The sequence below is a fragment of the Mesorhizobium sp. WSM4983 genome (genome assembly GCF_029625765.1).
Taxonomy (GTDB): Bacteria; Pseudomonadota; Alphaproteobacteria; order Rhizobiales; family Rhizobiaceae; genus Mesorhizobium.
Window position 1 is genome coordinate 1 of record NZ_JARTVM010000015.1, and the last position, 24,476, is coordinate 24,476.

Consider the following 24,476-nt stretch of genomic DNA (forward strand, 5'->3'; position numbering starts at 1 on the left):
GTTCGGGACGATGGGGTCGCAGGTTCAAATCCTGCCACTCCGACCAGAAAAAACAATCGGTTAGCTTCCTCCCGATTTTACCTCCCACCTGATATCCCACCTGAAACTCACGGTCAGGCCCGATGACGGTCGTCGCCCTGCTCGCTTCAGAGGTCAAAACGTATCGCCCTGCCCCGTTCGGCTGCGAACGTTCCGACCAGCGATTGCAGCTCGCCATCCGGCTCCTCGCTCCCGATCGCGCGCAGCGCGGCTACGCCGGCCTTGATCGACACCGGCCCGGGGTCGGCCGCGAGCAGAGCCTCAAGCGCGCGTTCGAATTGGTCGTTCGTCATTTCGGACCTTCCTCCTTCCAAATCGGCACCCGGTTGATCTTAATCGCCACCAGGCGCCGGATGCGCAAGCCGACGCCTTCGCGGCCGGTCGGGACGAAGGCCTCGACATCGAGCATGCCGTGATCGCCGCCGTTCTCGCATCTCATGCGGTAGGCGAGCGAGTCGACGTCGACATCACCGAAGATTTGGATCAGATCCGACGGATGATAATTGTGCTGCTGCTTGCAATAGCGGCACCGCACCCGAACCAGGCGCATGGTGTCGTTCAGGGTCGACAACGGATAGTCGCGCCGCTTCGGGCCATAGGTCTCGGGCATGAGAACAAAAGAGGAACATTTTCCTTGATCGTCAAGACCGCCGTGGAATCTTTTAGGTCTGTCCCATAGATCACACAGAGCAGCAGGCCATGCGAAGGAGTTGTAGCGAGCCGGCCTTGTGACGGCGAGGCGCCAACCCGCTCGATCGTTTGCAGCGCCCGAGTAGGCTTGCTGCGGGATGATTCGTTCGTGATGTAGGATTGCTCTTCGGGTCGCCCGGAAATCTGCGCGCGGGCTCTCGCCGCGCCCTTCGCCGAGCGTCTCATCACCTCTTGAAACGCAATTTTGCCTCACCTAACTCATTTTTGCCGGATGCCGCTATCGGGTCCTGGCACGGGAACGACGGTCCTATCATGGATCGAGTTCGGTTCATGTCGCTCGCATAGAGGATGTGTTCCGGCGTTTGCCCGAACCCCCCTCCTCGCGATTGCGAGTTGGCGCTCTCGGCCGTCTCGATCATGCCTGATCGCGCCCCGATTGCCTTCGATCCAGTTCGCTCCGGTGCACGCGCGCTTCGTGCGTTGCAACGTCTGGTGTCAATCGAAGGAGGATACCCATGCTGCTATCGGATTTGGGCCGCGTCGGATTCGATCCGTTTCTGGAAATGCGGCGCATGCAACAGGAAGTGAATCAGCGCCTGGCCGGCCTGACCAGTGCGGCCCAAGAGTTTCCCCCGGTCAACCTTTGGGTCGGAGAGGATAGCGTAGCGCTGACAGCCGAACTGCCTGGGATCGCGCCCGATGAGGTCGATCTTACGGTGCGCGAGAACACACTTACATTGAAGGGCGAATGCCAAGCCGGGGCGGAGGACGAGAAATCCATCTGGCACCGTCGCGAGCGCCCCTATGGAAGCTTCGCGCGGACGGTGCAATTGCCGTTCCGCGTCGATCCGGAACAGGTCGAGGCACGTTTTGCCAATGGGCTGCTCGAGGTCGAGCTGCGTCGACCCGAAGCCGATCGGCCGAAGAAGATCGAGATCAAGGGATGAGAGGAGGAAAACATGGCTCAGGAACTGAAGACCACCGAACGCCAGGTCCCCAGCAAGCTTGACGGAGGGGAGCGGACCCGCTCGCGGCCCATGTTCATACCGCGCGCCGACATCTATGAGACGCAGGACAACGTGGTCCTTCTCGTCGATATGCCAGGCGTCGCCTCGGATGGGGTCGATATCACCCTTGAGAAACGGACACTGGCGATCCGCGGCTACGCGGCCGATCAACAGCATGAGAATTATCGTCAGGTCTATGCGGAATATAGCGCCGGCGATTATGAGCGCGTCTTCACCTTATCCGAGGACATCGACCGCGATGGCATCGAGGCGTCGCAGAAGAACGGCGTCCTGCGACTGGTGTTGCCCAAGGCGGCGCCGGCCAAGGCTCGCAAAATCCAACTCAAGATGGCTTAAGCAATGGAGGGTAAAAGGAGGTTGACGATGCAAATCAGAGACCTGATTCCATGGAGCAACAATAAGGGCGGCGAAATTGCGAAGCGGGAGGAGGACAACCCCGTCTTTTCCCTGCAGCGCGACGTGAACCGCATCTTCGAGGATTTCTGGAGACGGTTTGATCAACCCTTCGGCGCGCTCGGCCGCCGGGAAGTCGGGGGCCCACGAACCGACATCGCCGAAACCGACAGCACGCTGGAGGTTTCGGTCGAGCTTCCCGGCATTGACCGGCAGGACATCGATGTCTCGCTGACGGACAACACCCTCACCATCAAGGGCGAGAAGAAGAGCGAGCGTGAGGAGAGCAAGAAGGGCTACCACCTGTCGGAGCGCTCATACGGTTCGTTTTATCGCTCCATCCCGCTGCCCTACGTCGTGGACACGGACAAGGCGAACGCCGAATTCAAGAATGGCGTCCTGACGGTGACGCTTCCAAAGACCCAAGAAGCACTCTCGCGGGTGAAGAAGATCGAGGTGAAAACCGACTGAAGCCGCGAAGGGCAAAGAGGTCGATGCGGCGGACGCCCCCGCCGCATCTTCAATACTACGCCAAGCTGAACGACCGCCGGGCTCCGAAGATGGCGCGGTCGGAGCACGTCCGTCCGGATCGGGCTCAGAGTTGGCGCTAGGTGTTTCTGGCGTATGCTGTACCTGGCATGACCGATGATGCCATTGGCAGTCGAGGCAGCCCCCGGTGACGGACATGCCCGCGTCGATCAGCCCTTGGAGAGTCCAGCCGGTCATGCTGGGCGATATAGGAGGCTTGCCAAGGGGTTGGAACAAAAGCCAGGCCCGACGCTTTATTAGCCCAGCGTCATGTTCCGCTACTGTGTCCATTCCATAGCTCGTCGCCAAATCCTCCCGGCGGCGGGCTTTGGTATTGCCTACCCCATTTTCGCCTGGAGGCTGCATGTCCAAGACAATCGAACTTTGGAAAGACACTTACGATCCCGAGACACTCGCTGAGAAGTACGGTTTGACCGTAGCGCAAGCCAAGATCGTCATCAGCTCGAACGGCCCCTCCAAGCACGGTTGCGATGTGGGTGCTATTGCGTTCCGGCGCGCACTTGAAATGAGATCGAAAACTCCGACGCGCAACGACTCAACGCGGCCTGGATAGCAAAGCAGGTCCGTCGCCCGGCTTTGGTAAGCTAGCCCGCCAGGCGGCCCTCAGCGCGGCATTACTGTCCCATTATGGAACGAAAACCCGGATCAGTGGTTAGCAAGTAAGCGGTCGAGTGTTCCCCCGACTCTGTAGCCGCTGTAATCGCAGGAAGCCCGTCGCTTACGCTCATTAGCTGAGACGGGCTTTTTATTAGCTTCGACTAAAGTCCTACTGTCAGGCCGTCGAAAGGTGGTGCATAGTACGGACATGCCCTCCTTTCCTCACACAGGGCAAACGGCCCGGCCTGTTAGCTCTCAGCGTCCCCCGACTCCTCGCAGGCCGGGCGCCCATTCGCGTCTTTGAGCGTCCGCGAGAGCACGCTCCATATTCAGCTAAGAACTATTTTGCGGTGAAGCTCTTTTGGGCTGGTGTCTGGCGAATAGGTCAGCGTGACGCGCTTGCCGCCACAGAACGGCGCATTTCATCCTCGGCCGCAGATCCCATTCCATAGCCGGAGCATCAGCGCCGAAGCGGTCGCGGAGCGCCGGCAGATCGAGCTTGTGGTGACGATGGCAATCGAGGCAGCCGCCAGTGACCGACATGCCCGCCTCGATAAGTTCCTGGAAGGTCCAGCCGTCGCTCATCCGGACGAAATAGGTTTCCGAGTCAGAAGACCAAGAGTCCGCTCGTGAGGGGCGAGCGGGCTCCATACCGGCCCGTTGTCGCCGCTTCGCGGCAATCTCCTCGTGCAACCGGGAATATTAGCGACCGGGAACATGGTTTGCTACGCCGCGTTTAACCGATGATCAGCCTTCAGGAGGAGGTTGCCATGAAAAAACTGCTACTTGCTTCAGTGATCGCCGTTGCCACCGCGGCAGCCACGGTCGCGCCTGCGGATGCGCAGGGGTTCTTCGGTCTCGGTTTCGGTCCATTCGGCGGCTTCAGCCCGTTCTACGGTGGCCCATTCAACGGTGGTCCTTTCTACGGCGGCGGTCCGTTTTACGACTATGGCGGCCGCTACTACGGCCCGCGCTATTACGGCGATTACTATCCCGGCTACGTGGCCCGCTATCCGCATCGCTACCACTACCGGCACCGCCACTATCGCCACTGCCACGTCAAGTGGGTGAGGCATTGGCATCATCACCGCCGGGTGCTGGAACGCGTGCGGGTGTGCCGTTACTGACAAGGCCGGATTATTTGCTGCGGCTGCGCCGCCTTGCGAAGCCGGCCGGTGATGCCGGGCCGTGCTTGAAGGCGCGATCGCAAGAACGTCCAAAACTACCTTCGCCGCTATAATCGCGAATATGACCTGTTCAAGGTCCTGTCAGTGGAGACGCGATTGTTGGCACGGAGCTTCGGCGGATGGGCACTCCTGACCGAAAGGGACTCAATATTCAGTCTATAGCACTCCGTTGCACAACCGCGGCCATTGCGCCGCTCACTTTCCTCAAATAGAGAGGCTTTGTCAGACAAAAGAGATTTCGCATGTCACTAGTGGACCTCACCGCCGACATCGTCTCCGCTTATGTTAGCAATAATCTCGTCTCGGTAACCGACTTGGCGGATTTGATCGCGTCGGTGTATTACTCGCTCACTGGCGCAGCCCTGCTGCCAAAGCAGGAGCCTGCCGTCGACCCGGAGCGCTCGGTCTTCCCCGATCACATCATCTGCCTGGAGGACGGCAAGAAGTTCAAGTCGCTCAAGCGGCACCTGAGGACCGATCACGGTCTCACACCTAAGCAGTATCGCGCGAAATGGAACCTGCCGGCAGACCATCCGATGGTGGCGCCGAACTATGCGGAGCGGCGATCGGAATTGGCGAAGGCGTTGGGCTTTCAGCGGAAGCCTGCAGACCTCCGAAAATGAGGTCGCCGCACCAGCGAGGATGCGCATCACGTGTCGATCAGCGCCCTTTGGCTGAATTTCCCTTTATTAGCAGATGCGCATATGCTGGCTCGTCGGCTCTTACCCCAGCCGGCCAAGGCCCGGTGGCCGCCCCCAAAGCCACACCCAAAGGCTACCGGGCCACCCATGCGTCATATAGGCAGTAAATGTGAGACCGCCAGAAAGGCAAGAGCCTGGTAGGATGTTCCCGGCCTCCCGGTAGGCGCGATTGCGAACTAAGCCGCTTTAAGTAGAACAGATCCGGCGACTGAGTCACTTTGCAGGTGTGCTCCCCCGAAATGCTGATGCAGGCATGCCGCGATTCAATTGCATTGAATATTAGGTATGTCTAAACTTACCGTTTCGGCGCGGCATTAGGAGGCCCGTGCCGCGTTCCAATGATGCGGCGTGCGTAGCATGTCAGGAGGAACGAAATGAAAACGATCCTTATCGTCACGACAGCGCTTGCATTCGCAGTCTCCGCTCCCGCGTTTGCTGACCCTAAAGGCATCTCGACGACAACCACCAGTGAACAGGGACACAGCGGAAACCCACCCAACAACGATAATGGGACGACAACGACAACGACATCGACCGGACCGAGCGGGCAGATCAATAACGGCAAGACCGACTGCAATAATTGCTCAACGTCGACCACGACGACCGGACCGGGGAATAGTAACTGATTACGACCATGTCATGCGGGAAACCGTGGCATGGCGGTGAAGACCATCTGGTGAAGGGAGTGGGATATTCTATTGGGATACCCCACCCTCTTTTGGTTCAAGAGCGCCCCTTAATCCCGAACCTGATGCTGGCGAGGAAACCGCGGCGGCTGGTTGCCAAGGTCGGAAATGGGGGCTCCAAGGCGGAACTGGTCAGAACGATCGTCGGCGAATGGCTGATGGCGAAAGCCTACTTTCCGGTGCCCTATGCGCTGGACGAAGAAAGCTCGATCGAAGGCAACGCGTGACCCGCCGTCCAATCATCACCTCGGACGTTCATCCCTATCCGCTGGTTGCCTCTTGTCCATCAGGTGCCGCCTTCGGCATTCAACCGTAATGGAACTTCGGCTTTGGCTCCGTACCCTCGAATTCGACGCCTACGCGGTCATTCCTTCGCCATCGAACAACAGCCCTGTAAGCGATCCCGTCGACTGGAACGCAGAGCAGAAAGCGTGCTGGAATCTGAATGTCCGCGGCGAGCCTTAGCTCGGCTCCTTGGGAGTGCTGATTGCGTAGAGAGCAGCTGATTTCCGAGTTTTGGAAACCCGTGATGATCGTTCCGCTCTTCAGCACGCGCGGGCGATGTTCTCGACGGGGACTGTCTGGAGGTGGGTTTTCCATAAGGCTTATAACGTGAACGGTCTTCCAGCGCTCCGTCGAGTCCGAGATTATCCCTGAGGCTCAGCATTCCAGATTTTATGCCCGGGCGATGTTTCCTGCCAGGATTGTCCTGTGACCCAAAGTCCCCGGGCAACGCGTCGGCAGCTGTTGCATCGGTGAATAGTTCAGCCGGGACATAAGTCGTACCGGCTGAAGCTTTGGTCCCTGCGCTGAAACCAAATCCTCGCTACGGCATTTGATGGAGCCGGGAGGAAATGCGTCACCTTCCTCGTCGGTAGCAGATGCCCGCCATCCCGTTGAAGCATGGAGGAACCGCGTGTCGCAAAAGAGTGACGTGCGCATGTGGCGCCAGGCTGGGAAACTTGCCGCATCGGGCGACTGTGAAGGATGGCAAGCCATCGAACAGGAGCTTCGTAGCAAAGGTTTCCGGCGCGCCAAGCTATTGCTTGATAACGATCGGATCCGCGACAAATTAGATGATCTCTGTAAGAGCGCACAGGAGAAACGTGCCGATGCCAACCGGGCCTGAGTCCAGAAGCGCCCAGCCGATGTGATCGGCAACGCCGTCTGCGTCATCAGAATCGTCACCAGATGGCGATGGAAAGCTCGTCCCTGACGCTTTGTTCGCCTTTCCTTCAGGGCGGTTCAACGCATCCCTGTAGCTGCGACTAGGATCAGGCCCATCGCAGCGAAAACGATGACGCCGACCATAGCGATCTCAAAGCCGCTTCCGCCGCCAGCGCCTATTTTTTTGTCGGTCATGGCTTCATGCCTTTCCGCCTAACAAATTGGAGCACCCGTCTAAGGGCGACACCTTCAACCCCCTTGCGGAAGTTGAGCCATCAATCTGGCCGGGGCAGCAGCGCGCCGTCATTTAAAAAAGATGTAGGTCCCGCGGGCATCTGTCTGTTTACCGACAGGCTTTCGCAGTGCTGATAATAGCGACAGCCCGTCGCCAGCTATGGGGGGAACAGGCGACGGGCTGAGCGGCAATCGCCAGTGACAGCTGGATATGACCGCCTGCAGAAACTGACACCGAGAGCGTCCGTTCCGTTAAAACCTTGCAACTATACGAAGGAGGGAGGGGGGAATACGTTAGCCTTAACTGATTATAGACCGCGCTGTCCTAATTCTGAGACAGCGCGGTCTGTCCCATCGGCCGCGCAGGCGGCTTCGGCAACACCCAGCAGCCCACCCTGCCAGCTGTCGGAGCCGCCACCGATTAAATACTAGCAATGGTTGAATCAACTATTACCACGCATCCTTACCAGTGCATTTCGCCGATCATTACAATTTTGGGATTGGAACAACGAACGTCGAGGGGCATGTTTCGCAGATAAGACCAATGCGAATGGAAACTGGACTTCAGTCGCAAGATCAGAATGGCCGCGCTCATTAGGCTGCGGCGTTTCCGAGCGGCGAGAGCTGGCCGCGAGTTCTGCTCATCCATCAGGTGAAGCTGAGGCAACCCGGCCTGCGAGCGGGGAAGTCGGGGAACGACCAGAGCGGGACAGGCCGGGCCTCTTACCCCGTGTTGCGAGCCGGGGCAGATACGCATTATGCGCCGCCTTTTCAGCGACTGACATCAACATTTTCTAAGACCTAGCTGTTTGATCCCAGGCTTTGATGGGGCATCCTTGTCCTCCGAATCGAAGGAGGCACTATGGGCCAGGTTCTCCATGGCAGCGCCGCGGGGGCAGAGACGGATTATGCGCCACCCTCCGGGGTTAGGCATCCACGGTTAGGTTGTAGCCAATGAAAAGCCCGTCGCAGCTAATGAGCGAAAGCGACGGGCTTTCTAGGTTGCCACTGAGACGGCTACATTCCTGATGGAACCGACCATCGCTTTATTAATCAATAAGCCGCACGTTCGTTCCATAATGGCACAAGTATTCCTTTCGCGCGCCAACGCTTTTTATGAGCGCCGCGCCGAGGGCGGCTGCCATGTCAACGTCGCGTTGCAGGTGTACTTGCCCGCCGACCTGGACAAGCTCCAGCGGGTATTCGATCGGCTGTGCGACGAGCGCCGGTTAGCCAAGAAAGACAAGGAACAGCGGAATCAACTGGCGGCGGAACTATTCCAGGTTTTCGATGAGGGGACCACGGAAGAAGGAGACTGTTACGCTTGCTTTCCAGGCGGACCAGGACCAAGACTCCGAACTGAAACTATCTGCACCCCTGACGATGCCGCTACTGTCCCAAGCGATTGCCGAGCGAAACGGGAGATTGGTCATGACACTGGTGGTCAGCAACCCTGAAGATGCCGCGACTGCCTTTGGCGATGCCTGGAATAGACACGATATGGACGACTTCGCGGCGTTGTTCGCCGAGGATGCCAATTTCGTCAATGTCGTGGGCCTTTGGTGGAAGAACCGCACCGAAATCGCGAGGGCGCATCGCGCAACTCACGAAACCATGTTTCGTAACAGCCGGCTCGAGGGGGCTGTCTCATCAGTTGTCGAATTAGCACCCGGCCTTGCCTCGGTGCACTATACATGGAGCCTAACCGGTGCATCAGCTCCGGACGGCGCACCCGCCGGAACACGGCAAGGCATTCTGCTTCTGGTTGTGAAGGAAGAACAGTCGGGCTGGCGGATAAAGGTGGCTCAGAACACCGACATCGTTCCAAGGGGCGCTTGCTCCCCCTTCCACGAAAGAAGGTGAGCGCCCGAGAAGGAACAAGCTGTGCAACTGACTTGGCGAGTCCGCAGAAGAGCCCGCCGCACCTCCTCCGCGAGCGGCCTCTTTGCGTCGGGACCGACCCGACAGACCCGCTCGACCGTCTCCCGGGAGCTGCGACCAGGAACCGAACTGCAGCGGCGCCGAAGTGTTCCAAGCCAAACAAAAAGCCCGCCGACCGGGGCCGACGGGCTTTGATCCGAGACCGGCGAGCTTAAGCCGGCTCGACGGGCGGCCCCGAAATTGGGGCAGCCGCGACCGTAGCCAGACGTTCACGCTTCCGGAGAGTGGGCTTCTCATATGTCTTCTTCATAAAATTCCCCCTATGGTCCTCAAACGCCGCGAAACTGGCCTGTGCTATTGCTGGTTGTCAAGAGCCTTGGGGCGGGTCAGGTACCGCCCTCGGCCTTTGCCTGCAGCCATGCCAAATGCTGTTCGTGAAGGTCCTGCAGGCTTTCCAGAAGCGCAAGGAGTTCGACCGCCTTTGCGGTACCCAGATTTAGCCGTTCCAATGCGGCTATGCGGTCCTTCTGCCGGGGGATGTCTCGCCTGCCCAGGGGTGCTCCCGCACCATTGTCATCAGCAACCGAGATCGATCGTAACGGCCCTTGCGGGGCTTCGACAGCCCGCCGCATCATCAACTCGTGTGGGTCTACCATGTGGCCTGTCAGGCGAAGCAGGTTGTAAGAGCGGTCAAGCGCCTCTCTGCTGGTCGCCACTAGTGCATCGTTATAATCGCAGTGCGCTCGCCCTGCGCGCAGCACGAGTCGCATTTGGTCGTGGAGCATAGCGCTCTCCCGTGTTCAGACGGGAGCGCGTTCTTCGTCTCTCAGGCGCCAATGGTGTCTAGTGATGGTTACCGGCGATACGGAGGTAACCAGCAGGGAGTGATTAGGTTCCCTGACATCGCCCCCCGTTTGCTGCCAGGAGTGCTGGGCAGCCGTTTCGGGTCTCAACCCGCCAAGCCGCCCCCACGATGCTGCATCGCTTCGCTCACAAGGCGAAACACGCTGTCGACCTCCTCGTATATCTCTTTGGGCGCGATGCCCTGACGCCCGGCAGAAGCCAGGAGTTCAACGACAAGATCGGCAATGGTCCCAGGGTCGTCGGTGCTCACGTTTGGCAGATGGTCTGCCATCCATCGGTCCAGAAATTTCAAAGCCCGCGCGCTCATGCTGAGGAAAACTCGGAGCCCCATTCATGTGCCTATCTTAGCCGCTTCTGGGTTTGACGGGAAATTGAGAGCACTGGTTTGCCAGTAGAATTTCCATTCACCCGTCCGGAGCTTCTAAAAGATTTTGCAGACGCGTCCCTTCCAATGAAAATCGGCGCCGGTTGCTTTGTTTCGCCAAAGGGTGTCGATATCGACCACCGCAAAGGCTGCATCTCCCGTGGGGGCAACTTCGATCTTGGCCGTGGTCCGGCGATTGTGGATGAGGTCATGGGCGGCAAACAGCTCGTTGTAGCCTTTCCGCCAGGCTTCTTCGTCGAAGCGACCTAAGACAAATAACCAGTCGATCGGATCATGCGCGTCTGCATTCGGCGCAAACGGCCACGCCATGTCAGGATGGATCATAGCTAGAAACGGCTCGATCTCTTTCTCGTCCCAGCCTTTGGTTTCTGCATCCACCAGGCCCTGAATTATCTCAACAACTTCAGTCGACATCACTCCTCCGAAAAGTCCTGCAGTGTCGCATGCCGTAGCGTGTGCTCGCCGCGAAGGAATTTCACGCGGCCGGTGATGCCGGGCCGCACCCACTCGACTTCATCGGCAAACGCGCTCGGCACCCGCTGGGAAGGCTTGGACGCGCTGGCTTCTTTGACGCGCTTCCACAGCCGTTCCCTGAGGCCGCTGGGCAGCGTTATGAACGCCGTGCCGGCATAGCGGCCTCCACGCGCCATGATCGCCGCAGCGGGCTTGCCCGGCTCGCGTTTGATGCCGAGAAGTTCGAAGTCGGCAACATCCCAACATTTTGTTTTTACCCAGGACTCGACCTTCCCGCTTCGATAGGGGCTTTCTCGCCGTTTCGAGACCATGCCCTCAAGGCCCATCTGCTCGACGGCCTCGAAGAATGCGGCGCCGCCGCCCTCAACATGGTCGCTGTACTGAATGATCTCCTTGGCCGGCTTAATCAGGTCCCAGAGCTTGGCCTTGCGCTCGATCAGCGGCAGCGAACGGAGATCCTGGCCGTCGAGGTGGAGCAGATCGAACGCGACGAATGCAAGCTGTTCCGCATTCCACACCATGCGGGAATGCATCCGCTGGAAGTTTGGCCGGCCGTCCGGCTCCGGCGCAATCACCTCGCCGTCGATGATGAAGGACTCCGCTGGCAGCTTTTCCGCCGCGGCGACTATCGGCCAATACCGCTTCGACCAATCGTGCCCATTCCGAGAGAATGCACGGGCGCCGGCCCAGTCGAGGATCAGCTGGGTTCGGTAGCCGTCGTATTTGATCTCGTTCAGCCAATCATCGCTGACCGGCGGTGTTTCAACCTGGATCGGGTCCAGTGGCCTGATGAAGGAGAGCCGGGCGCCGCCGGCAGGCTTACGCATACGAACCTCAACGCCACACTGGAAATTTGATTCAATATCGCACAGCCATAAGTGTTCCATTAGCGATTGCTGAAATGCGTACCGGAAACGATTCCTTCCGGCCGGCTATTCGAGCAACGCAGACGATCAGTGTAGGCATTGCCGGAACAATGGCCGTCGCCGTCAGAGCCGATTCGTGATGCTTCTGGACGCTTGCATTAACCTGTGCAGCCGCTCGGACCGGCCGCTCGGCTGTGGATAGTAACCTCTTATTCACCACATCAGGGCATCGTGATTGAAGGGGCGGCCAAAGCCCCTAGTCTACCCCTGCGTCATATGACGCGCCCCGCCAGCTGGCGGCCGACGCTTTCATGTAACCCCCGCCCCCCAGCAGTATGCGTCGGCCGCTGGCTCGTGGCGGCCTGCTATCTGCCCAGCGGCTTGCGGGAGAGCTCAATCAGCTCGCGCTCGTCGGTGATGCCCGCCATGTAGTTTGCGATAATGCGCGAGGCTCGGTGCTCCTTCTGCTCCTCTGTCTCGTTGGCTGCAGAGGTGGCCGCAAAAACTCGGCTCAGGACTTCTATTTCGTCGGGATTGAATACGCCCTTTGTCAACCGCCCCATAGGCATGACTTTGCCTCCGTCCGGACACCCCCGCTCAGAATAATCAAGTCCGCCGCCCGTGGGTAGTGATACGTGTGTTTCGCAGCCTGGCGCTCTCAACCGCATCTCTCATGGCGCGAAATGCCTGCCGGTCGGACTGCAGCCGTAGCCGAAATGTTCCGCAACGCCGGAACAACTTGCGATCCTTGCTGAAGCGCTGAATGAAGTCGGGGACACCTGACGCCAAGCAACCCGGACCCCGAAACCTGGGCAGTTCAGATCATGATGCTGCTGCCTTCGAAACGCCGGGCGAAAGAAGGGGCTCTTGAGCCGAACGGGCCTTGTGGGATCCTACACTTACATTTGTTATATACGCCCCAGCCGAATCGATCACATGATGAGCTAGGGCCGCTCGCAGCGACAGTTTGCTGACTCTATGGCCCCTTGTCCTCCGACGACCGTCGACACACCCAGGTCCCCCGCCCCGCTCGGCGGTCGTCTTCTTCTTCCAGAGTGATACAACAAATGAGAGTGACCACGTCATGGTGCGGGTGTAAGGTACTGTCGTCGCCCGCACCTCTGACGGCAAACGGGCGCTTGGAAGTCAACTCAGGTGCTTTCGCCCAATTCCGCAGGGAGGAAGCCATGAGCAAGCGCTCTTTCATTTCCGCTTTTGATTTTGACGTCATCCGAGAAGCCTTCCGGCGTTCGGTCGTAGAGGATTGTCTCCCGCGAGAACAATGGGAAACCCGCGCAGGTGACCTTGTTCGCAGCTTCGTAGGCGTTAAAGCTCCGGCCGAAGTTCTCGCCGCATTGCTGGATTCGACAACAATCTCCCACGGGGCTTGATGCTGCGAACCCGCTCTGCTGGTCGGCCTTGGAAACAAATTCAGACTGTCATCGTTGAAGTAGGTTGTCAGGAGCCTACCGGATGCCCCGCTTCTTTTTCCATGTCGATAACGGTGAGTTCATTCCGGACGAGTCAGGAACCGAGTTGCCCGACCTAAACGCCGCGCGGCGAGAGGCCGTTCGAGCCGCCGGCGGAATGATAGACGACTCGCAGGAGTCGTTCTGGGAACACATGACCCCTTGGTACATGCACGTGACGGACGAGGAAAGCCGGCTCCTGTTCACGCTTCAGTTCGGTGCCAAGATCCCATCCGGCGAAGCGCGATACATCCCTCGCTCCGATCAGAATTGACCCGATACCGCAGCGGATCTCAAGGGGGCTTTGCCTTCCGCTCATCGACCAGGCCCTGAAGCGTCGCGGTCAGCGCAGCAACGGTGTTGGACAGGCCGACAATCGAGTCCTGCACCCTGTCGAGCCGCGTGAGGGTAGCGCTCTGGAACTTGTCGCTGGACGCCGCATCCTGCGTCTGTTTCGTCTCTACGACATAGAGCCGCTCCGAAACCTTCGTGACCTTTGACGTCGCGTCGGAAGCTGATTCTTCCGCTTCCGCGATCTGACCTTGCATCGTCATCAGGCGCGTGTCCTGCCACTGGGAATAGAGCCAGAACAGCAGGCCGATCGTCGGCAGCGCCAACGCCGTCGAGAGCCTGGCGATCGCCAGCAACAAGACGTTTTTCGCAATCTGTTGAGAAGCGTTCCGCATACCGATGTCCTCGTCCATTGCCCCGCCGTTCAAGAACGTACTGCTAGGATGCTATTTCGGCTCGCCGATCAGCGCTCGCCTTGGTGTGGCGGTCGCATTCAATCGGCGTGTAGAGGCCGAGCGCGCAGCCCGGCGCGATCGTCTTGTCGATCTTGTTCTGATCGGCCAGTGTCTTGCCTTGAGCGCCCGCGAGGCTGTTACCGATGGCCGAGCGCAGCGCCGGCGCACCGCTGACGGCGGAAGTCGTACACGCCGCCAGCGTCGATGCAGTCGTCAAAAGAAATGCGAGCATCAATGCCCTTTGTGATCGCATCCTGATTATCCTTTTCGATCTTGGCGCGGACCTCTTCGGCGCCGCGGTGCTTGATCAGTTCGTAGACGGTGAAAGCGGCGCCGGAGACGAGCGCCGCACTGGCCGCCCAGGCGATAGCGCCCGCAAACAGGCGCGAGATGCCGAGGCGGCCGACAAGCAGGCTGATGAGGACGCTCATAACAGCCACCAGATCAGGAAGCCGGCGATAACAGCCAGGGTTGCGGCTCCGCCTAAGCGCAGGGCGCGATCGAGGATCACGGCAAAGACCGAGGCGAGGTTTTCCATTACGTCGCGTCCGCTCCAAGAGCCGCGGCGAGGCGCTTCGCCTTGCGGTTCGCATACCAGCGCCAGGCGAGACCGCCGATTGCGAGCAGCGCGCTTGCGACGGCCAAGATGACGACGACCTTGCCGATCCAATCGCTGGTGTAGGAGAACGGCGAAAGCTGGTTCTGGAGATCGGACAGATAGCCGGAAATGCCGAGTCCGCTGGCACCGGCGCCGGTGGCCGCATCGGCCGGTGCGGTCGATGGGACCATCTTGGCGTCCTCGATAAAGGCTTTCGCCTGTCCGCCTTCGGCGAAGCTCGCCGTCCGCGGCGTGAGGCCGGTTGCCCAGGACTGGCCGATCGAGCGGACCTCCGCGACGCGAGATGACCATCCGCGGCCGAACACCGGCCACGTCTTCAGGTGCTGAAGGAAGGTCAGGCGCTGATCGCAGATCCGGCCGATCAGGGCATCGTGGTTGTTGCAGGCCTGGACGGCCGCGATAGTGCCCACCCCCATGACCCCGTCCAACCGGCCCTTGTAAAGAGGCCCGAGCGCGCGCTGCAGCCAGAGGATCGACTGCTTCGGGCCGGAGTTCACAGCGCCATCGAAGACGACATAGTCGACCCCGGCGGGCAGCCGGTCACCCTTCACGGCTTCCCAGTATTGGCGATCGTAGATCTCGAAGAGTTCCTGGCTGGTGATGCTCTTCACCGACCGAAGCGCCACCTTTTTGCTCCTGCGATAGGCGTCATAGACCCGCTGGGTCACACCCTTCATCGTCGCGCCGCCCGGGTCGGCCGGGTGATTGCTGTAGCCGCCCTCATGCGCGAGCACGCGGGCGAGCGATTCCTGCTCGCGAGATGCGGTCATGATTTTCCTTTCGCTTGGGAACTTTCCTGCCGGCGGGGGATTGAGGCCGGCGGCAAGGGGGATTTCAGGATTGAATTGTTTCAGGAAGCTTGAGGCGCTGATCGACGCCGGCGGCGCCAACGCGGTGGGAGAGGCGCGTGCGCTTCTCGCTCAGCTCAAAGATCAGTCGCAGGGACTGGCCGAGGCGGTCGACGAGTTCCTGCTCGATATGATGACCCTGGATTTCGTGCTCGAAGCCGAGCGCGAGGCATTTCAAGACTCAGCACGACGGTTGGTGCGTAGGCGGCTGACGATGGTGAAGTTGCTCTCGGCCTAACGGCTGTCCGTTCCGGCCGAACCTTGCGGGTTGCCTAACGAGATCTGCGTGGTGTAGCCGCTGCCGCGGTCGAGCGTATCGGTGATGGATGCGATTGTGTAGCTGCCGTCCACGCCGGCGCGCAGCTGGATGATGGCAGTGCCTTCCGGCTCGGCCGTCGGCTCGCCCTCGATCGTGATCGCGCCGGAGCCCTTCCGCCGGGCGGCGTCGATACGATCGGAATCGGCGCGGGTCTGCGCTGCGGTGGCGTCCGGCTCCATGAAGCGCAGCACGTCCTCCGGCTCGATATCGTCGCCGGTCTCGACCTCTTCGATCACCTGCCTGGCTCTATGTAAGTCGTACCAGCGGCCTTTCTTCTTCTTGAAGCGCGGCCGGTCGGTGACCGGCGTCAACCCGCTCGCCGATATCACCATACCGCGGGCGATGACGATGGTCGGCAGAGGCTGGCCGGTGGCGGACACACCCTGGTTGCGCGGCACGAAGCCAGCCTGCGCGCCCTTTATCACGAAGGTGGCGCCGTGCTCGCGCGCAAGCCGGTCGGCGAAGGCGAAGAAGCTCTCATTGTCCTGCGCTTCATATTCCAGCTGCCGGCCGGCAAGCGAGGAATGCACCTTGATCGACAGACCGGCGTCGGCGGCAGCATCCTGGAGCACCCGTCCGAGCGTTGTCCTTTCCCAATGGCGGTCGGTCGGCTGCTTGACCTTGCCTTTGAGGCTGGCCGAGCGCGCAGTGACCGTCAGCACGCTGCCGGAGCCCCGATCAAGAGACCAGTCGCAGGTGTCGACCTCGCCCTCAAAGCGGCGCATCGCGCCGCATTCCCAGCCGAGCTCGATCGAGACAGGCGTGCCCGTCTTGGGAAACCGGACCGTCGCATCTTTATCGTCGAGCGTGAACGTCGCCGAATGCGTCGCCTCGGTGCCGCTCTTGGTGATGGACAACGAGATCAGCAGCGGCACGAAACGGGAGGTGACATCCTGCCCACCGACCACGACGCGGAAATGACCTTTTCTCACGTGAAGAGATCGATCACTTGCCTGGCGGCCGCGCCCTCAGCCGCCATTTCTACCGGTGTCATCAGGGTCAAGGTTCGACCCACGGGGAGATATGGACCGGACCGGGCGAGATCCTGGTTTAGGGCGAAGGTCTTCGCCACCATGCCGGCGAAGACCATGCGATAGTGGCGTGCCAGCAACGTCGACAGACTGGTGCCCTCCGTCTTGACGGTGACGGTCTCTGTCATGACGATATCTTCCAAGATTGGTAGTTGCTCTAGTTCTTGGCTACCGGCGGCTGCTCATTAAGCAACGTAGCCAGAGCGGTTATGACCTGCGGCATGAAAAAAGGCTTAGCGATCATAATGCTGTTGGGAACGCCTTCTGCAGGCCAGTGAATGGCGCTGTCAGCGCTCACATAAATTACTGGCATGGTTGGACTGGCTTCGCGAACGAGTCGCGCCAAATCCCACCCCGATTTGCCCGGTCCCAGCCGAATATCGGTGATGAGCGCCTTGAACTTTTCGGGCTTGGCATCGAAGGCGTTGAGAGCTTCTTCAGCATTCCTGCTGCTAAGCACGGTGAAGCCCGCTTCCTCCAATGCGGTTTCGATTTCCAAGAGGATGAGAGGTTCGTCCTCAACGAGCAGAATCGTGCCGCCGCCCATAAGGTCCCTTCCCTCATTTGGTCTACTACGCTCTCGACAGCGGTTCGGTTCCAAGGAAAGTAATCGTTTTCGCGCGGCTTTAGCCGAGCAGCGAAAACAGCGATGCGAAGAAATCGCTCGCCGCCGGCGCCGCCGATTTCTGCATCTTGACTGTGATATCGACGATCTGGCCGACCCCGTCGCGATCGAGGAATGCGTGCTCGTCGCTGATCGACTGGACGACATAGAAGCCGAACACGCTGCCGTCGCCACGTGTGACCAGCTGCGGCGTGCCGGCGAGCTGCGCGTTGCGCAGGATGTTCAACGTGCCCAAACCGCCAAGCTTCGACGGGATCAGGCGACCGGAGACGGTGAGCGTTTCCGACCCGACGCCCACATCCTCGAGGGGCGGCATCGCGCCGACCACCGGCTTTTCCGCATAGTCGTGGGTCGTCTCCCGGCCATGCGTATCGATGTTGAAGGAGAGATCGCACTCGACCAGACCGATCTTCATCAGCATCAGCGCGGCCCTCCGAAATCGATCGCCTGCCCGCGTGTATCGGCCTGCACCTGCTGGCCGGTCGTCCTGCCGCCGAGCGAGCCGACCGGCCGCATCAGATCGGCCCTGGCCGAAGACAGGAAGCCGCTGACGCCGGCGATGAAGGCAGCGGCGGCGTTCTTGCCGAACGACGATCCCGCGCCCGCGACGCCAGACGTAAAGGTCTGCGCGGCGTTTTGGCCCGCCTGCGTGCCGCCCTCGGCGATCTTGCTGCCGGCGTCGGCGCCGCCGGATTGCAGCCGACGCTCGAATTCGTCAGCATCGAAGCCGGCGACGTTCGGGCCGATGCCCGGGAGACCCGGTGCCGGCGGCACATAGGCCTGGCCACCCCTGGCAGCCGCATGACGCCCTTCGGCGTACACCTGGTACTGCCGCTCGGCAGGGGTCATCTCTGCCCAGTTCCTCGGACGTGGCGTGGGGATCGGCGTGCTCGAGGCCGGCATGCCGGTGTTCGGCTCGCGCGTCTGGCGATCTTCGAGGATCTTCGTCTGCAGCGCATCGAAGACACTCTTGATCTCGCCGCGGCCAAGCTGCGCCAGCGCATCGCGGAACGCCTTCTCGGCCGGCGCGCCGGTGAAGCGATCGAAGAACCCAAGCTCGGGATGCTGCTTGTTGTAGCGATCCTTGAACTCGTCCATATAGGCCAGCGGATCGCGGCCGCTTGCCCGCAGCGTCTCATAGCCCTTGTCGACGGCCATCATGTCGGACAGACGGCTGTTGACCTTTTCGAGGACCGGGTTGAGTGCCCTGCCGGAGAGGTCGCCAAGCGCCCTCCCCGTTTCCTGAATGTTGTTGATCAGCTGCTGCCAGTTGCCTTCGGCATCGCCGGTGATCTGGGCGAAATCCTTTGCCACGGTGCCGGCCGAGCTGCCGAGCGCGTCGAGGTGCTTCTGCAGCTCCGGCATCTGCGTCAGCAAAGCGCGCATGCCCTGCTGCATCTGGATGTCGGTGAAGATTAGGGGCAGCTTCGAGAGGTCGCCCTTGAGCGCCTTCTGCGTCTGCTCGACCAGCGTCTGGATGACGTCGCCGCCCTCCTTTCTGGTGCGGTCGAGTTCCTTGCGGATGTCGATGTTATACTTCTTGAAGTTGTTGGCGACCTCGTTGCCATAGGCCTTCTGCAAGATGTTCGAGAAATTGGTCGCGGCCTCCGCCGAGGATCCGGTCTGGTTGCGCACGATCTCCAGCATGGCCGCCAGGCGCTTGAGACCTTCGGTGCCCTTGTAGCCGAGCGCGGCGAAGGCGGGCGCGATGGCCGGCAGTTCCGCCGCCATGTCCTTCAACTCGAATTTGCCGGCCTTGCCCTCGAAGGCGAGGATGTCGAAGGCCTCCTGCATCCTGTCGGCGGTGATGCCAAGCGAGTTGGAAAGCGCATCGGCTGTGAGCGCGATGTCCGAGATCTCGGCCCCGGAGGCCTGCGCGGTACGCGCTACGGTCGGCAGGAATGCGAGGCCGTCCTCAAGCGACCGGCCGGATGCGATAAGCGTCTCCAGTCCCTGCACGACGCTGTCGAAAGGCATCTTCGACTTGTCGGCGAGCTCCTGCAATACAGCGATCGTCGGCTTGATCGCCGTCGCCGGCTTGTCGGCATTGATGATGATGCGGCCGATCGTGCGCTCAAGCTGCGCATAGTCGCGCGCCGTACGGATCGCGACATAACCGGCAGCGGCGGTCGCGACACCGGCTGCCTTGCCGAAGGTGGCCCATTGAGCAAGCCGCTTCTGCCGTTCGGCATCCTGCACAGCCAGAAGCCGCTCCTCGGCCACCTGCGTGCGTGTCAGGCGCGTGTTGTTGCGCGCCAGGTAGACATCGCGTTCGGCGCGCTGCAGCGCGGTCAGGCTGGTCCGCGCCTTTGCAGCCGGGCCCGACACGCGGTCGAGCAGGCTGACGATCAGCTCCGCCGACATCCTTGCCATCAGGCATCATCCTTTACAGCGGCGAAAACGAATTCCGGCACGACCTGGTGGAAGATTTCCATCAAGGCTTCCGCATCGTCCCAGGCGAGCTTCTTCAGAACCTCAGGCGGGAGATCGCAGAGTCGGGCGAGCAGCTCGCGATTGCTGATCTCGGCATTCGACCAGTCGTCGATATCCTCGAGCATGGCCGGCCGCATCCTGATTCTCGCGATCTTCTCGCCGCCGCGCTTTATGGCGCGGTGCAGCGTCAGATACCGGTAATCGGCATCGGACAGGTCGAGCGAGACCTCCCCTTCGACGGCGGCCTCTGCTGGCGCCTCGGCGGCCATGACGGGCGCTTCGTCGGCGCCCGTCATGAAGTCCTCTATCGCGTTCTTGGGCGGCATCATTCAATGCCCAGCAGCACGCGGGCCTTGGCCAGCTCATCGACGCCGAACTGGCGGCGACGGGTCGTGAAATAGTCCCAGTAGAACCATTCCTCGTTGTCGATCGACAGTTCGTAGTGCGTCACCTCGCCGATCTGGTGATCATGGCCGAAAGCCGAGGCGCGGTCGAAGGCGTCGGGCGCGATGCGGCTGACGATGCCGCGGATGACCGTCTTCGCCTGGAAGGCGTCGCCGGTCTGCTTGTTCTTCAAGACGCCGTAGCCGGTGAAGTTCAGCGGCTGGTTGGTGCCGACGCCCATGGCGCGATAGCTCGACTTGGCGAAGCCGGCGAGCTTGAAGGTCGGCTGCAGCGCCTTGATGGCGTTCATGCCGAACTCGACCTCGCCGGGCGCGCCGCCGCCGAGATGGGCAACGGTCACCTGCTCCAGCGTCGGCAGGCCAAGCGACTGGAGCTTGATGTGGTTCGAATCTTCCGGGTCTTGGTCGCCGACGAAGAGGTTGACCTGTTCGAGCAGCAGCAGTTTCTCGGCCATGGCTGGCGTTCCCTTTGAGAGGTTTCAGAGTGTACGGGCGAAGCCCGCAAGCCCGACTGGGCGTCGCGGCTCGTGCCGCGCCCCGCCGGAGCCGCAGGCGGCAAAGCCGCCGGTGCGCGGCGTGAGGCAGATCAAGAAACGAGATTTTGGCGAGCCAAAAGCTCGTCGATCGTCGCCTGCAGGGCGGGCGCATAAGGCCGGCTCGTCATGGTCAGGCGACGGAACACCGGAGCCTCTTCGAACTGCGCGTCGATATAGATATGGCCGGCGCGCAGATCCTGAGCGTTGTTGAGCTGCGGGTCGAAGCGGCATTTGAAGCCGAGGATGTCGCCGTTGGCTTCCGCCTTGGCGAGGATATCGTGCACGGTGTTCACTACCGACTGGATGGTCTGGGTGGTCAGGTTGAACTTGCCCAGGAACTGCCGCAGCGTGCGCAGGCAGGTGAGCTCGATGAAGTCGCGGCCGCGCACCTTGTGATACTGCTGCCAGATCGTCTGGTCCGACAGGTTGTCGGTGCCGATATAAACAAAGCCGCCTTCGGCGATGGCGAAATCGTCGCCGCTGTCGCCGCGCACGATGATGCCGCCCTGTGCAGCAAGGATTTCCTGCCCTTCCGTCGACCCGTCGGTGAGCGAGAAGCGATAGTTCTGCTCGGGCCCGACGATGCCGTAGAGCGCCTGGTTGGCCCAGGAGCGGAACGGCCGCCCGTCATTCTCGTAGTCGCGGCGAACGGCGACACCGGCGATGCGGGGCGCGGCCGGCCTGGTGACGACGTCGCCGGAGGCGTCGAGGCGCTTGATGCCGGGCGTCACCGGGATCAGCCGGTCGGACGAAAGGGTCTCGCGCCACTGTGTGAAGGCGGCAAGGCCGTTCGGCCCATCGACGATCGCAACGGCGAGGATCTTGTTCAGCACCTCGGGCAGCGCCGCGCAGACGGCGTTGGCGAGTTCCTCGACTTCTGCCGTCGCGGTCGGCAGCACCTTGCCCGCGTCGACGCCGCCGCCGCTGAAGGAGACGTTGAGCGGCGCGGACAGGTACGCTCCGGGCGTGTCGATGACGAGCGAAGCCACCTTCTGCGCGTCGGGACCGGTGCCCATGACGGCATGCGCGGTCGGCAGCACCTTGTTCGGATCGGCGCCGCCGCCGGTGAACTCGACGGCCGGAGCGACGGTCATGTTGGACCCTTGTGTCGTCAGCGTCAGGCCGGTCAGCGCGCCGAACTGCTGCGTCGTGTATCCCGGCACCAGGATGAGGCGCGGACAGACGCCGAGATCGGCGCCGGCATTGACGAAAGCGTTGATGCCGGTGCCGGCGACCGACGAGCCAACGATGTTGGCGATGGTGGCGGCGATGTCGGCGCCCTCGGCGACGCGGTTGACCACGAGCTGGGCGGCGACCTGGTAGGGGCCGAGCTGCGCATTGATGCCCTCGACGGCGTCGACGAACAGCGAATCGGGATCGCAGAGCGCCAGCTTGGTCGTGTCGTTCGAATTCAGGCGGACGGCGACACCGGCCGGGAATGCCGCGTCGAAAGCCGCCTGCAGAGCCGTCGGCGCCTTGGCGAAGGGCATGCAGATGCCAACGACGCTCATCAGCGCATTCGACGGCACGGCCGCCTCGTTGGCGTCACGGCGGATTGTGATCCCGAAGACGGGGTCGGTCATGACAGTCTCTCCTGTGGATGCGGGAAAAAGTGTTGGGAAGCAGGAGCGGTTGGACGCTCGGCCGTTTTCAGATAAGAACGAGCCATGTGGACGTGGCTCTTTGCAGCGCTGTTGGTGGCCGTGATCGGATGGAAGTTCGCCGCCAGATTTCTACATCGTCGGCCTGTGGTAACGGCCGACGATTTGGCAAAGCTCCGCCTCTTGCCACGATATCCCAAGGCAAACGAGGACTGGGCAGTGTGGCGCCCTCTTCTCGACTCCGATCTTGCCCAGATTACTCAGGGCGAAGGCGACTTCGGTGAAAACTATGTTCTCGAGATCACCAAAGCCGGCGAGCGCGCCTTGAGATCGGCTAAAGCTTAGATGGCAAGGCCAGTTTTTACCGCAAAGCCATCAGGACCATGATCTGGCCGCTCCCAGTATTCATCGGATTCGCTGTGATGCTGCGGTTAGTCTGTGCAGTCGCGAAGACATCAGAAGCGCCGCTGAGCACAGCAACGCTCTCCGGGCGAACGTCGAATTTCTCGGTCAAGTTAGTCCACGATATGCTGTCCGAGGTCGAACCATTGTAGGCGAGACCGCCGATCCACCCGCCAGCTTCGCAACTGATCGTCGCGTTCATAGGATCGCTTAGATTTACTGCGACCGCAGTGGGGGTCGTTGCGCTTTTCAGATTGAAGACCGGTGTGAGGCACGCCGCACCGCGGACCATCGTCGCGCTAGACGTTACGACGAGATTTCCGGTCGCGCCCCTCGGCGCAGAGAAGAAGGCCAAAGCCGTTGTCCCATTGAACTGCTTGTACAATTCGATACAGGGCTGGGCGCCGAGCGTGACAGAGGTGATGTCGAACGACGAGGCCGATCGCGCCATCAGCCCAATGATCGGATAGGCATCGGCAGTCACGCCAGCGGTAAGCGTGGTAAAGGTAAAAGACGTGCTGTCTGCGGTTACAATTTCATTGAGGCTCGACCCTTGGGTCGCAGCGGCCACGACCGCTGCAGGACAAAAGCCGGGCATTGGAAATGTCATTGCAGGGCCTGCACATGGAGATGAGTTCCGGCCTGGCCCTTCGAAATGAAGAGACGGAACTTCGATCCACTGGTTGTGGTGAAGGCATCGCCGGTAACCTTCGTGAAGCCGGACACCGTGAGCACTCCCGCCGTGGCCCCATTGGTATAGTCGATGATAATCGAATACGAACCTGCGACGGTGGGTGCCGCCAAGGTGTGTGCGCCGTTGTTGGTAGCCGACCGGAAATTGCCGCCGGCCGGCGTAGGCGTGTATGTTCCTGACGATTTCGTTCCGTCCGGAACGTCTGTTCCGAGGTAACCTGCGGTCAAGGTCTTATCCGCGTCCGATTTCAGAGTGTTGGCGTCGAACGCCTGCACGTTGGTGCCTATCACAAGCCCGAGAAGGCTGCGCATTGCGGCATAGTCGGCGGCCGTGATCAGCGATCGGCCGTTGGCCGACGCGTTGGTGATGTCAGCGGCGGTGATGGCGAGCAGCGTTTTCATCGCCGCGTAGTTCGCTGCCTGGATAAGAGACCGGCCGTTGGCAGATGCGTCGGTGATATCGGTCGCCGCGATCGCGACCGCGGCCTTCAGCGCGGCGGCCGTGATCACGCCCACAAGCCCGGCCACGGTAGAAACTTGGTCAGTGTTGTCGATCTTGTCCCAACCGATGCCATTGGAAACGATCCAGTCGCCAACTTGCCAATCCGTGATACCGCTGACATTCGTCGCGCCGGCCGTGGCGACCTTGTAATACTGGCCCTTGTTCGCAGCCGACGCCGCCGGGATGGTTGGCGTGTTGGTGTTCGCGTTCCAAGTTCCTTGATAGGAGAGCGAGCCGAAGATCGTCGACGGCAGCTGAGCTGCCGGAACTTTTCCGGTAGCGTCGAGAGCGGCATAGCCGTTCGCGTTGCCCTTTTCGGATGCGTCCTGCTTGCTGTCGAGAGCGGCCTGCAGCCCCGTCGTGTCTGCAATCGTGTGTTGATGCAACAGGAGCGCCCGGTTCGCGACTGAGACCAGGATCCCCGCAACATCGACGTCGATCGCAGAGAAGGCCGCGACCAGCCGAAGAACGTCATTCGCAAGCTCGTTGCTGCCGAAGGGAAGCTGGTACCCCCGGTTCGGCGTCGTGTTTTCTACTGGCATGGCG

The 24,476-nt window shown here is 60.9% G+C and carries 36 protein-coding genes; 15 read left to right on the top strand and 21 right to left on the bottom strand.

Annotated elements, in window-relative coordinates; translation table 11 throughout:
* Window positions 1–146: 146 nt before the first annotated feature.
* A complete protein-coding gene (locus P9254_RS27160; protein ID WP_278056284.1) occupies window positions 147–332 on the bottom strand; it encodes a hypothetical protein in 186 nt (61 codons plus the stop codon).
* Complete coding sequence (locus P9254_RS27165; RefSeq protein ID WP_278056283.1) at window positions 329–649, bottom strand: hypothetical protein; 321 nt, start codon at window positions 647–649, stop codon at window positions 329–331. Before P9254_RS27165 ends, P9254_RS27160 begins: the two co-directional genes overlap by 4 nt.
* A gap of 556 nt (window positions 650–1,205) precedes the next feature.
* Here P9254_RS27165 and P9254_RS27170 point away from each other — a divergent pair.
* The 8 genes from P9254_RS27170 (at window position 1,206) to P9254_RS27205 (ending at window position 6,058) form a co-directional block, all read left to right on the top strand.
* Window positions 1,206–1,637: an Hsp20/alpha crystallin family protein gene (locus P9254_RS27170; protein WP_278056281.1), complete on the top strand. Its 432-nt coding sequence runs from the start codon at window positions 1,206–1,208 to the stop codon at window positions 1,635–1,637.
* 12 nt (window positions 1,638–1,649) lie between these two features.
* A complete protein-coding gene (locus tag P9254_RS27175; RefSeq protein ID WP_127246295.1) occupies window positions 1,650–2,054 on the top strand; it encodes an Hsp20/alpha crystallin family protein in 405 nt (134 codons plus the stop codon).
* A gap of 27 nt (window positions 2,055–2,081) precedes the next feature.
* Complete coding sequence (locus P9254_RS27180) at window positions 2,082–2,582, top strand: Hsp20/alpha crystallin family protein (RefSeq protein WP_278056548.1); 501 nt, start codon at window positions 2,082–2,084, stop codon at window positions 2,580–2,582.
* Window positions 2,583–3,003: 421 nt separating this feature from the next.
* Complete coding sequence (locus P9254_RS27185; protein ID WP_127246297.1) at window positions 3,004–3,213, top strand: hypothetical protein; 210 nt, start codon at window positions 3,004–3,006, stop codon at window positions 3,211–3,213.
* Between the two features lie 814 nt (window positions 3,214–4,027).
* Window positions 4,028–4,384 (top strand): hypothetical protein, encoded by a 357-nt coding sequence (locus P9254_RS27190; RefSeq protein WP_127246298.1) that lies wholly within the window; start codon window positions 4,028–4,030, stop codon window positions 4,382–4,384.
* 302 nt (window positions 4,385–4,686) lie between these two features.
* On the top strand, window positions 4,687–5,067 hold the full coding sequence (locus P9254_RS27195; RefSeq protein WP_278056280.1) for a MucR family transcriptional regulator: 381 nt from the start codon (window positions 4,687–4,689) through the stop codon (window positions 5,065–5,067).
* Window positions 5,068–5,519: 452 nt separating this feature from the next.
* A complete protein-coding gene (locus P9254_RS27200; protein WP_127239571.1) occupies window positions 5,520–5,771 on the top strand; it encodes a hypothetical protein in 252 nt (83 codons plus the stop codon).
* 125 nt (window positions 5,772–5,896) lie between these two features.
* Window positions 5,897–6,058: a hypothetical protein gene (locus P9254_RS27205; RefSeq protein ID WP_164749232.1), complete on the top strand. Its 162-nt coding sequence runs from the start codon at window positions 5,897–5,899 to the stop codon at window positions 6,056–6,058.
* 79 nt (window positions 6,059–6,137) lie between these two features.
* Here P9254_RS27205 and P9254_RS27210 read toward each other — a convergent pair whose 3' ends face one another.
* Window positions 6,138–6,431: a PilZ domain-containing protein gene (locus P9254_RS27210; RefSeq protein WP_278056277.1), complete on the bottom strand. Its 294-nt coding sequence runs from the start codon at window positions 6,429–6,431 to the stop codon at window positions 6,138–6,140.
* 316 nt (window positions 6,432–6,747) lie between these two features.
* Between P9254_RS27210 and P9254_RS27215 the strand changes: the two genes are divergently transcribed.
* The 3 genes from P9254_RS27215 to P9254_RS27225 all read left to right on the top strand — a co-directional run bounded on the left by P9254_RS27215 (window position 6,748) and on the right by P9254_RS27225 (window position 9,095).
* On the top strand, window positions 6,748–6,960 hold the full coding sequence (locus P9254_RS27215; protein ID WP_278056276.1) for a hypothetical protein: 213 nt from the start codon (window positions 6,748–6,750) through the stop codon (window positions 6,958–6,960).
* A gap of 1,300 nt (window positions 6,961–8,260) precedes the next feature.
* Window positions 8,261–8,689 (top strand): hypothetical protein, encoded by a 429-nt coding sequence (locus P9254_RS27220; protein WP_278056275.1) that lies wholly within the window; start codon window positions 8,261–8,263, stop codon window positions 8,687–8,689.
* The gene (locus tag P9254_RS27225) at window positions 8,664–9,095 is read left to right on the top strand and encodes an SgcJ/EcaC family oxidoreductase (protein ID WP_278056273.1); all 432 of its coding nucleotides are present in this window, start codon (window positions 8,664–8,666) and stop codon (window positions 9,093–9,095) included. The genes P9254_RS27220 and P9254_RS27225 overlap by 26 nt, the downstream gene beginning before the upstream one ends.
* Window positions 9,096–9,499: 404 nt before the next feature.
* Here P9254_RS27225 and P9254_RS27230 read toward each other — a convergent pair whose 3' ends face one another.
* From P9254_RS27230 to P9254_RS27250, 5 genes are all read right to left on the bottom strand, one after another.
* Window positions 9,500–9,898, bottom strand: coding sequence for a hypothetical protein (locus P9254_RS27230; RefSeq protein ID WP_278056271.1), 399 nt, complete (start codon window positions 9,896–9,898; stop codon window positions 9,500–9,502).
* Window positions 9,899–10,062: 164 nt separating this feature from the next.
* Entirely contained in the window at window positions 10,063–10,308 is a 246-nt protein-coding gene (locus tag P9254_RS27235; RefSeq protein ID WP_442920345.1) for a DUF768 domain-containing protein, read from the bottom strand.
* Window positions 10,309–10,398: 90 nt separating this feature from the next.
* Window positions 10,399–10,776 carry a hypothetical protein gene (locus P9254_RS27240; RefSeq protein ID WP_278056269.1) on the bottom strand — a complete coding sequence of 126 codons (378 nt, stop codon included), beginning with the start codon at window positions 10,774–10,776 and terminating at the stop codon, window positions 10,399–10,401.
* Entirely contained in the window at window positions 10,776–11,723 is a 948-nt protein-coding gene (locus P9254_RS27245) for an ATP-dependent DNA ligase (RefSeq protein ID WP_278056267.1), read from the bottom strand. Before P9254_RS27245 ends, P9254_RS27240 begins: the two co-directional genes overlap by 1 nt.
* A 344-nt stretch (window positions 11,724–12,067) precedes the next feature.
* Window positions 12,068–12,271 (bottom strand): hypothetical protein, encoded by a 204-nt coding sequence (locus P9254_RS27250; RefSeq protein ID WP_278056265.1) that lies wholly within the window; start codon window positions 12,269–12,271, stop codon window positions 12,068–12,070.
* 618 nt (window positions 12,272–12,889) lie between these two features.
* Between P9254_RS27250 and P9254_RS27255 the strand changes: the two genes are divergently transcribed.
* Together P9254_RS27255 and P9254_RS27260 are read left to right on the top strand one after the other, a co-directional pair.
* Window positions 12,890–13,093: a hypothetical protein gene (locus P9254_RS27255; protein ID WP_278056264.1), complete on the top strand. Its 204-nt coding sequence runs from the start codon at window positions 12,890–12,892 to the stop codon at window positions 13,091–13,093.
* Between the two features lie 82 nt (window positions 13,094–13,175).
* Window positions 13,176–13,445, top strand: coding sequence for a DUF6894 family protein (locus P9254_RS27260; RefSeq protein ID WP_278056262.1), 270 nt, complete (start codon window positions 13,176–13,178; stop codon window positions 13,443–13,445).
* Between the two features lie 19 nt (window positions 13,446–13,464).
* Here the strand turns inward: P9254_RS27260 and P9254_RS27265 are convergent, their stop codons facing one another.
* The 3 genes from P9254_RS27265 to P9254_RS27275 all read right to left on the bottom strand — a co-directional run bounded on the left by P9254_RS27265 (window position 13,465) and on the right by P9254_RS27275 (window position 15,306).
* Entirely contained in the window at window positions 13,465–13,875 is a 411-nt protein-coding gene (locus P9254_RS27265) for a hypothetical protein (protein ID WP_278056260.1), read from the bottom strand.
* Between the two features lie 179 nt (window positions 13,876–14,054).
* Window positions 14,055–14,348, bottom strand: coding sequence for a hypothetical protein (locus P9254_RS27270; RefSeq protein WP_278056258.1), 294 nt, complete (start codon window positions 14,346–14,348; stop codon window positions 14,055–14,057).
* A gap of 106 nt (window positions 14,349–14,454) precedes the next feature.
* Window positions 14,455–15,306: a glycoside hydrolase family 108 protein gene (locus P9254_RS27275; protein WP_278056257.1), complete on the bottom strand. Its 852-nt coding sequence runs from the start codon at window positions 15,304–15,306 to the stop codon at window positions 14,455–14,457.
* Here P9254_RS27275 and P9254_RS27280 point away from each other — a divergent pair.
* Window positions 15,305–15,622, top strand: a complete 318-nt coding sequence (locus tag P9254_RS27280) for a hypothetical protein (protein ID WP_278056256.1) — start codon at window positions 15,305–15,307, stop codon at window positions 15,620–15,622. The two genes, P9254_RS27275 and P9254_RS27280, sit on opposite strands and share 2 nt — an antisense overlap.
* On the opposite strand, the gene P9254_RS27285 is transcribed toward P9254_RS27280, so the two are convergent.
* The 8 genes from P9254_RS27285 to P9254_RS27320 form a co-directional block, all read right to left on the bottom strand.
* A complete protein-coding gene (locus tag P9254_RS27285; protein WP_278056254.1) occupies window positions 15,619–16,635 on the bottom strand; it encodes a phage late control D family protein in 1,017 nt (338 codons plus the stop codon). The genes P9254_RS27280 and P9254_RS27285 overlap by 4 nt on opposite strands.
* On the bottom strand, window positions 16,632–16,862 hold the full coding sequence (locus P9254_RS27290; protein ID WP_278056252.1) for a tail protein X: 231 nt from the start codon (window positions 16,860–16,862) through the stop codon (window positions 16,632–16,634). Before P9254_RS27290 ends, P9254_RS27285 begins: the two co-directional genes overlap by 4 nt.
* A 29-nt stretch (window positions 16,863–16,891) precedes the next feature.
* Complete coding sequence (locus P9254_RS27295) at window positions 16,892–17,281, bottom strand: response regulator (RefSeq protein ID WP_278056250.1); 390 nt, start codon at window positions 17,279–17,281, stop codon at window positions 16,892–16,894.
* Between the two features lie 79 nt (window positions 17,282–17,360).
* Entirely contained in the window at window positions 17,361–17,780 is a 420-nt protein-coding gene (locus tag P9254_RS27300; protein ID WP_278056248.1) for a phage tail protein, read from the bottom strand.
* A complete protein-coding gene (locus tag P9254_RS27305; RefSeq protein ID WP_278056247.1) occupies window positions 17,780–19,732 on the bottom strand; it encodes a phage tail tape measure protein in 1,953 nt (650 codons plus the stop codon). The genes P9254_RS27300 and P9254_RS27305 overlap by 1 nt, the downstream gene beginning before the upstream one ends.
* On the bottom strand, window positions 19,732–20,121 hold the full coding sequence (locus P9254_RS27310; protein ID WP_278056245.1) for a phage tail assembly protein: 390 nt from the start codon (window positions 20,119–20,121) through the stop codon (window positions 19,732–19,734). The genes P9254_RS27305 and P9254_RS27310 overlap by 1 nt, the downstream gene beginning before the upstream one ends.
* A complete protein-coding gene (locus tag P9254_RS27315; protein WP_278056243.1) occupies window positions 20,118–20,651 on the bottom strand; it encodes a phage major tail tube protein in 534 nt (177 codons plus the stop codon). The genes P9254_RS27310 and P9254_RS27315 overlap by 4 nt, the downstream gene beginning before the upstream one ends.
* A gap of 131 nt (window positions 20,652–20,782) precedes the next feature.
* Window positions 20,783–22,315 carry a phage tail protein gene (locus P9254_RS27320; protein WP_278056241.1) on the bottom strand — a complete coding sequence of 511 codons (1,533 nt, stop codon included), beginning with the start codon at window positions 22,313–22,315 and terminating at the stop codon, window positions 20,783–20,785.
* Between the two features lie 84 nt (window positions 22,316–22,399).
* Between P9254_RS27320 and P9254_RS27325 the strand changes: the two genes are divergently transcribed.
* Window positions 22,400–22,678 (top strand): hypothetical protein, encoded by a 279-nt coding sequence (locus P9254_RS27325; RefSeq protein ID WP_278056240.1) that lies wholly within the window; start codon window positions 22,400–22,402, stop codon window positions 22,676–22,678.
* A gap of 16 nt (window positions 22,679–22,694) precedes the next feature.
* Here the strand turns inward: P9254_RS27325 and P9254_RS27330 are convergent, their stop codons facing one another.
* A complete protein-coding gene (locus tag P9254_RS27330) occupies window positions 22,695–23,306 on the bottom strand; it encodes a hypothetical protein (protein ID WP_278103911.1) in 612 nt (203 codons plus the stop codon).
* Window positions 23,307–23,341: 35 nt separating this feature from the next.
* Window positions 23,342–24,472, bottom strand: a complete 1,131-nt coding sequence (locus P9254_RS27335; RefSeq protein ID WP_278056237.1) for a hypothetical protein — start codon at window positions 24,470–24,472, stop codon at window positions 23,342–23,344.
* Between the last annotated feature and the right edge of the window lie 4 nt (window positions 24,473–24,476).

What these genes read in the sequence shown, in the direction of transcription:
- P9254_RS27160 (WP_278056284.1), bottom strand. Translation starts at nt 332, where the DNA reads ATGACGAACGACCAATTCGAACGCGCGCTTGAGGCTCTGCTCGCGGCC.
- P9254_RS27165 (WP_278056283.1), bottom strand. Translation starts at nt 649, where the DNA reads ATGCCCGAGACCTATGGCCCGAAGCGGCGCGACTATCCGTTGTCGACC.
- P9254_RS27170 (WP_278056281.1), top strand. Translation starts at nt 1,206, where the DNA reads ATGCTGCTATCGGATTTGGGCCGCGTCGGATTCGATCCGTTTCTGGAA.
- P9254_RS27175 (WP_127246295.1), top strand. Translation starts at nt 1,650, where the DNA reads ATGGCTCAGGAACTGAAGACCACCGAACGCCAGGTCCCCAGCAAGCTT.
- P9254_RS27180 (WP_278056548.1), top strand. Translation starts at nt 2,082, where the DNA reads ATGCAAATCAGAGACCTGATTCCATGGAGCAACAATAAGGGCGGCGAA.
- P9254_RS27185 (WP_127246297.1), top strand. Translation starts at nt 3,004, where the DNA reads ATGTCCAAGACAATCGAACTTTGGAAAGACACTTACGATCCCGAGACA.
- P9254_RS27190 (WP_127246298.1), top strand. Translation starts at nt 4,028, where the DNA reads ATGAAAAAACTGCTACTTGCTTCAGTGATCGCCGTTGCCACCGCGGCA.
- P9254_RS27195 (WP_278056280.1), top strand. Translation starts at nt 4,687, where the DNA reads ATGTCACTAGTGGACCTCACCGCCGACATCGTCTCCGCTTATGTTAGC.
- P9254_RS27200 (WP_127239571.1), top strand. Translation starts at nt 5,520, where the DNA reads ATGAAAACGATCCTTATCGTCACGACAGCGCTTGCATTCGCAGTCTCC.
- P9254_RS27205 (WP_164749232.1), top strand. Translation starts at nt 5,897, where the DNA reads ATGCTGGCGAGGAAACCGCGGCGGCTGGTTGCCAAGGTCGGAAATGGG.
- P9254_RS27210 (WP_278056277.1), bottom strand. Translation starts at nt 6,431, where the DNA reads ATGGAAAACCCACCTCCAGACAGTCCCCGTCGAGAACATCGCCCGCGC.
- P9254_RS27220 (WP_278056275.1), top strand. Translation starts at nt 8,261, where the DNA reads ATGGAACCGACCATCGCTTTATTAATCAATAAGCCGCACGTTCGTTCC.
- P9254_RS27225 (WP_278056273.1), top strand. Translation starts at nt 8,664, where the DNA reads ATGACACTGGTGGTCAGCAACCCTGAAGATGCCGCGACTGCCTTTGGC.
- P9254_RS27230 (WP_278056271.1), bottom strand. Translation starts at nt 9,898, where the DNA reads ATGCTCCACGACCAAATGCGACTCGTGCTGCGCGCAGGGCGAGCGCAC.
- P9254_RS27235 (WP_442920345.1), bottom strand. Translation starts at nt 10,308, where the DNA reads ATGGGGCTCCGAGTTTTCCTCAGCATGAGCGCGCGGGCTTTGAAATTT.
- P9254_RS27240 (WP_278056269.1), bottom strand. Translation starts at nt 10,776, where the DNA reads ATGTCGACTGAAGTTGTTGAGATAATTCAGGGCCTGGTGGATGCAGAA.
- P9254_RS27245 (WP_278056267.1), bottom strand. Translation starts at nt 11,723, where the DNA reads ATGGAACACTTATGGCTGTGCGATATTGAATCAAATTTCCAGTGTGGC.
- P9254_RS27250 (WP_278056265.1), bottom strand. Translation starts at nt 12,271, where the DNA reads ATGCCTATGGGGCGGTTGACAAAGGGCGTATTCAATCCCGACGAAATA.
- P9254_RS27255 (WP_278056264.1), top strand. Translation starts at nt 12,890, where the DNA reads ATGAGCAAGCGCTCTTTCATTTCCGCTTTTGATTTTGACGTCATCCGA.
- P9254_RS27260 (WP_278056262.1), top strand. Translation starts at nt 13,176, where the DNA reads ATGCCCCGCTTCTTTTTCCATGTCGATAACGGTGAGTTCATTCCGGAC.
- P9254_RS27265 (WP_278056260.1), bottom strand. Translation starts at nt 13,875, where the DNA reads ATGGACGAGGACATCGGTATGCGGAACGCTTCTCAACAGATTGCGAAA.
- P9254_RS27270 (WP_278056258.1), bottom strand. Translation starts at nt 14,348, where the DNA reads ATGAGCGTCCTCATCAGCCTGCTTGTCGGCCGCCTCGGCATCTCGCGC.
- P9254_RS27280 (WP_278056256.1), top strand. Translation starts at nt 15,305, where the DNA reads ATGATTTTCCTTTCGCTTGGGAACTTTCCTGCCGGCGGGGGATTGAGG.
- P9254_RS27275 (WP_278056257.1), bottom strand. Translation starts at nt 15,306, where the DNA reads ATGACCGCATCTCGCGAGCAGGAATCGCTCGCCCGCGTGCTCGCGCAT.
- P9254_RS27290 (WP_278056252.1), bottom strand. Translation starts at nt 16,862, where the DNA reads ATGACAGAGACCGTCACCGTCAAGACGGAGGGCACCAGTCTGTCGACG.
- P9254_RS27295 (WP_278056250.1), bottom strand. Translation starts at nt 17,281, where the DNA reads ATGGGCGGCGGCACGATTCTGCTCGTTGAGGACGAACCTCTCATCCTC.
- P9254_RS27300 (WP_278056248.1), bottom strand. Translation starts at nt 17,780, where the DNA reads ATGCTGATGAAGATCGGTCTGGTCGAGTGCGATCTCTCCTTCAACATC.
- P9254_RS27305 (WP_278056247.1), bottom strand. Translation starts at nt 19,732, where the DNA reads ATGGCAAGGATGTCGGCGGAGCTGATCGTCAGCCTGCTCGACCGCGTG.
- P9254_RS27310 (WP_278056245.1), bottom strand. Translation starts at nt 20,121, where the DNA reads ATGATGCCGCCCAAGAACGCGATAGAGGACTTCATGACGGGCGCCGAC.
- P9254_RS27315 (WP_278056243.1), bottom strand. Translation starts at nt 20,651, where the DNA reads ATGGCCGAGAAACTGCTGCTGCTCGAACAGGTCAACCTCTTCGTCGGC.
- P9254_RS27320 (WP_278056241.1), bottom strand. Translation starts at nt 22,315, where the DNA reads ATGACCGACCCCGTCTTCGGGATCACAATCCGCCGTGACGCCAACGAG.
- P9254_RS27325 (WP_278056240.1), top strand. Translation starts at nt 22,400, where the DNA reads ATGTGGACGTGGCTCTTTGCAGCGCTGTTGGTGGCCGTGATCGGATGG.
- P9254_RS27335 (WP_278056237.1), bottom strand. Translation starts at nt 24,472, where the DNA reads ATGCCAGTAGAAAACACGACGCCGAACCGGGGGTACCAGCTTCCCTTC.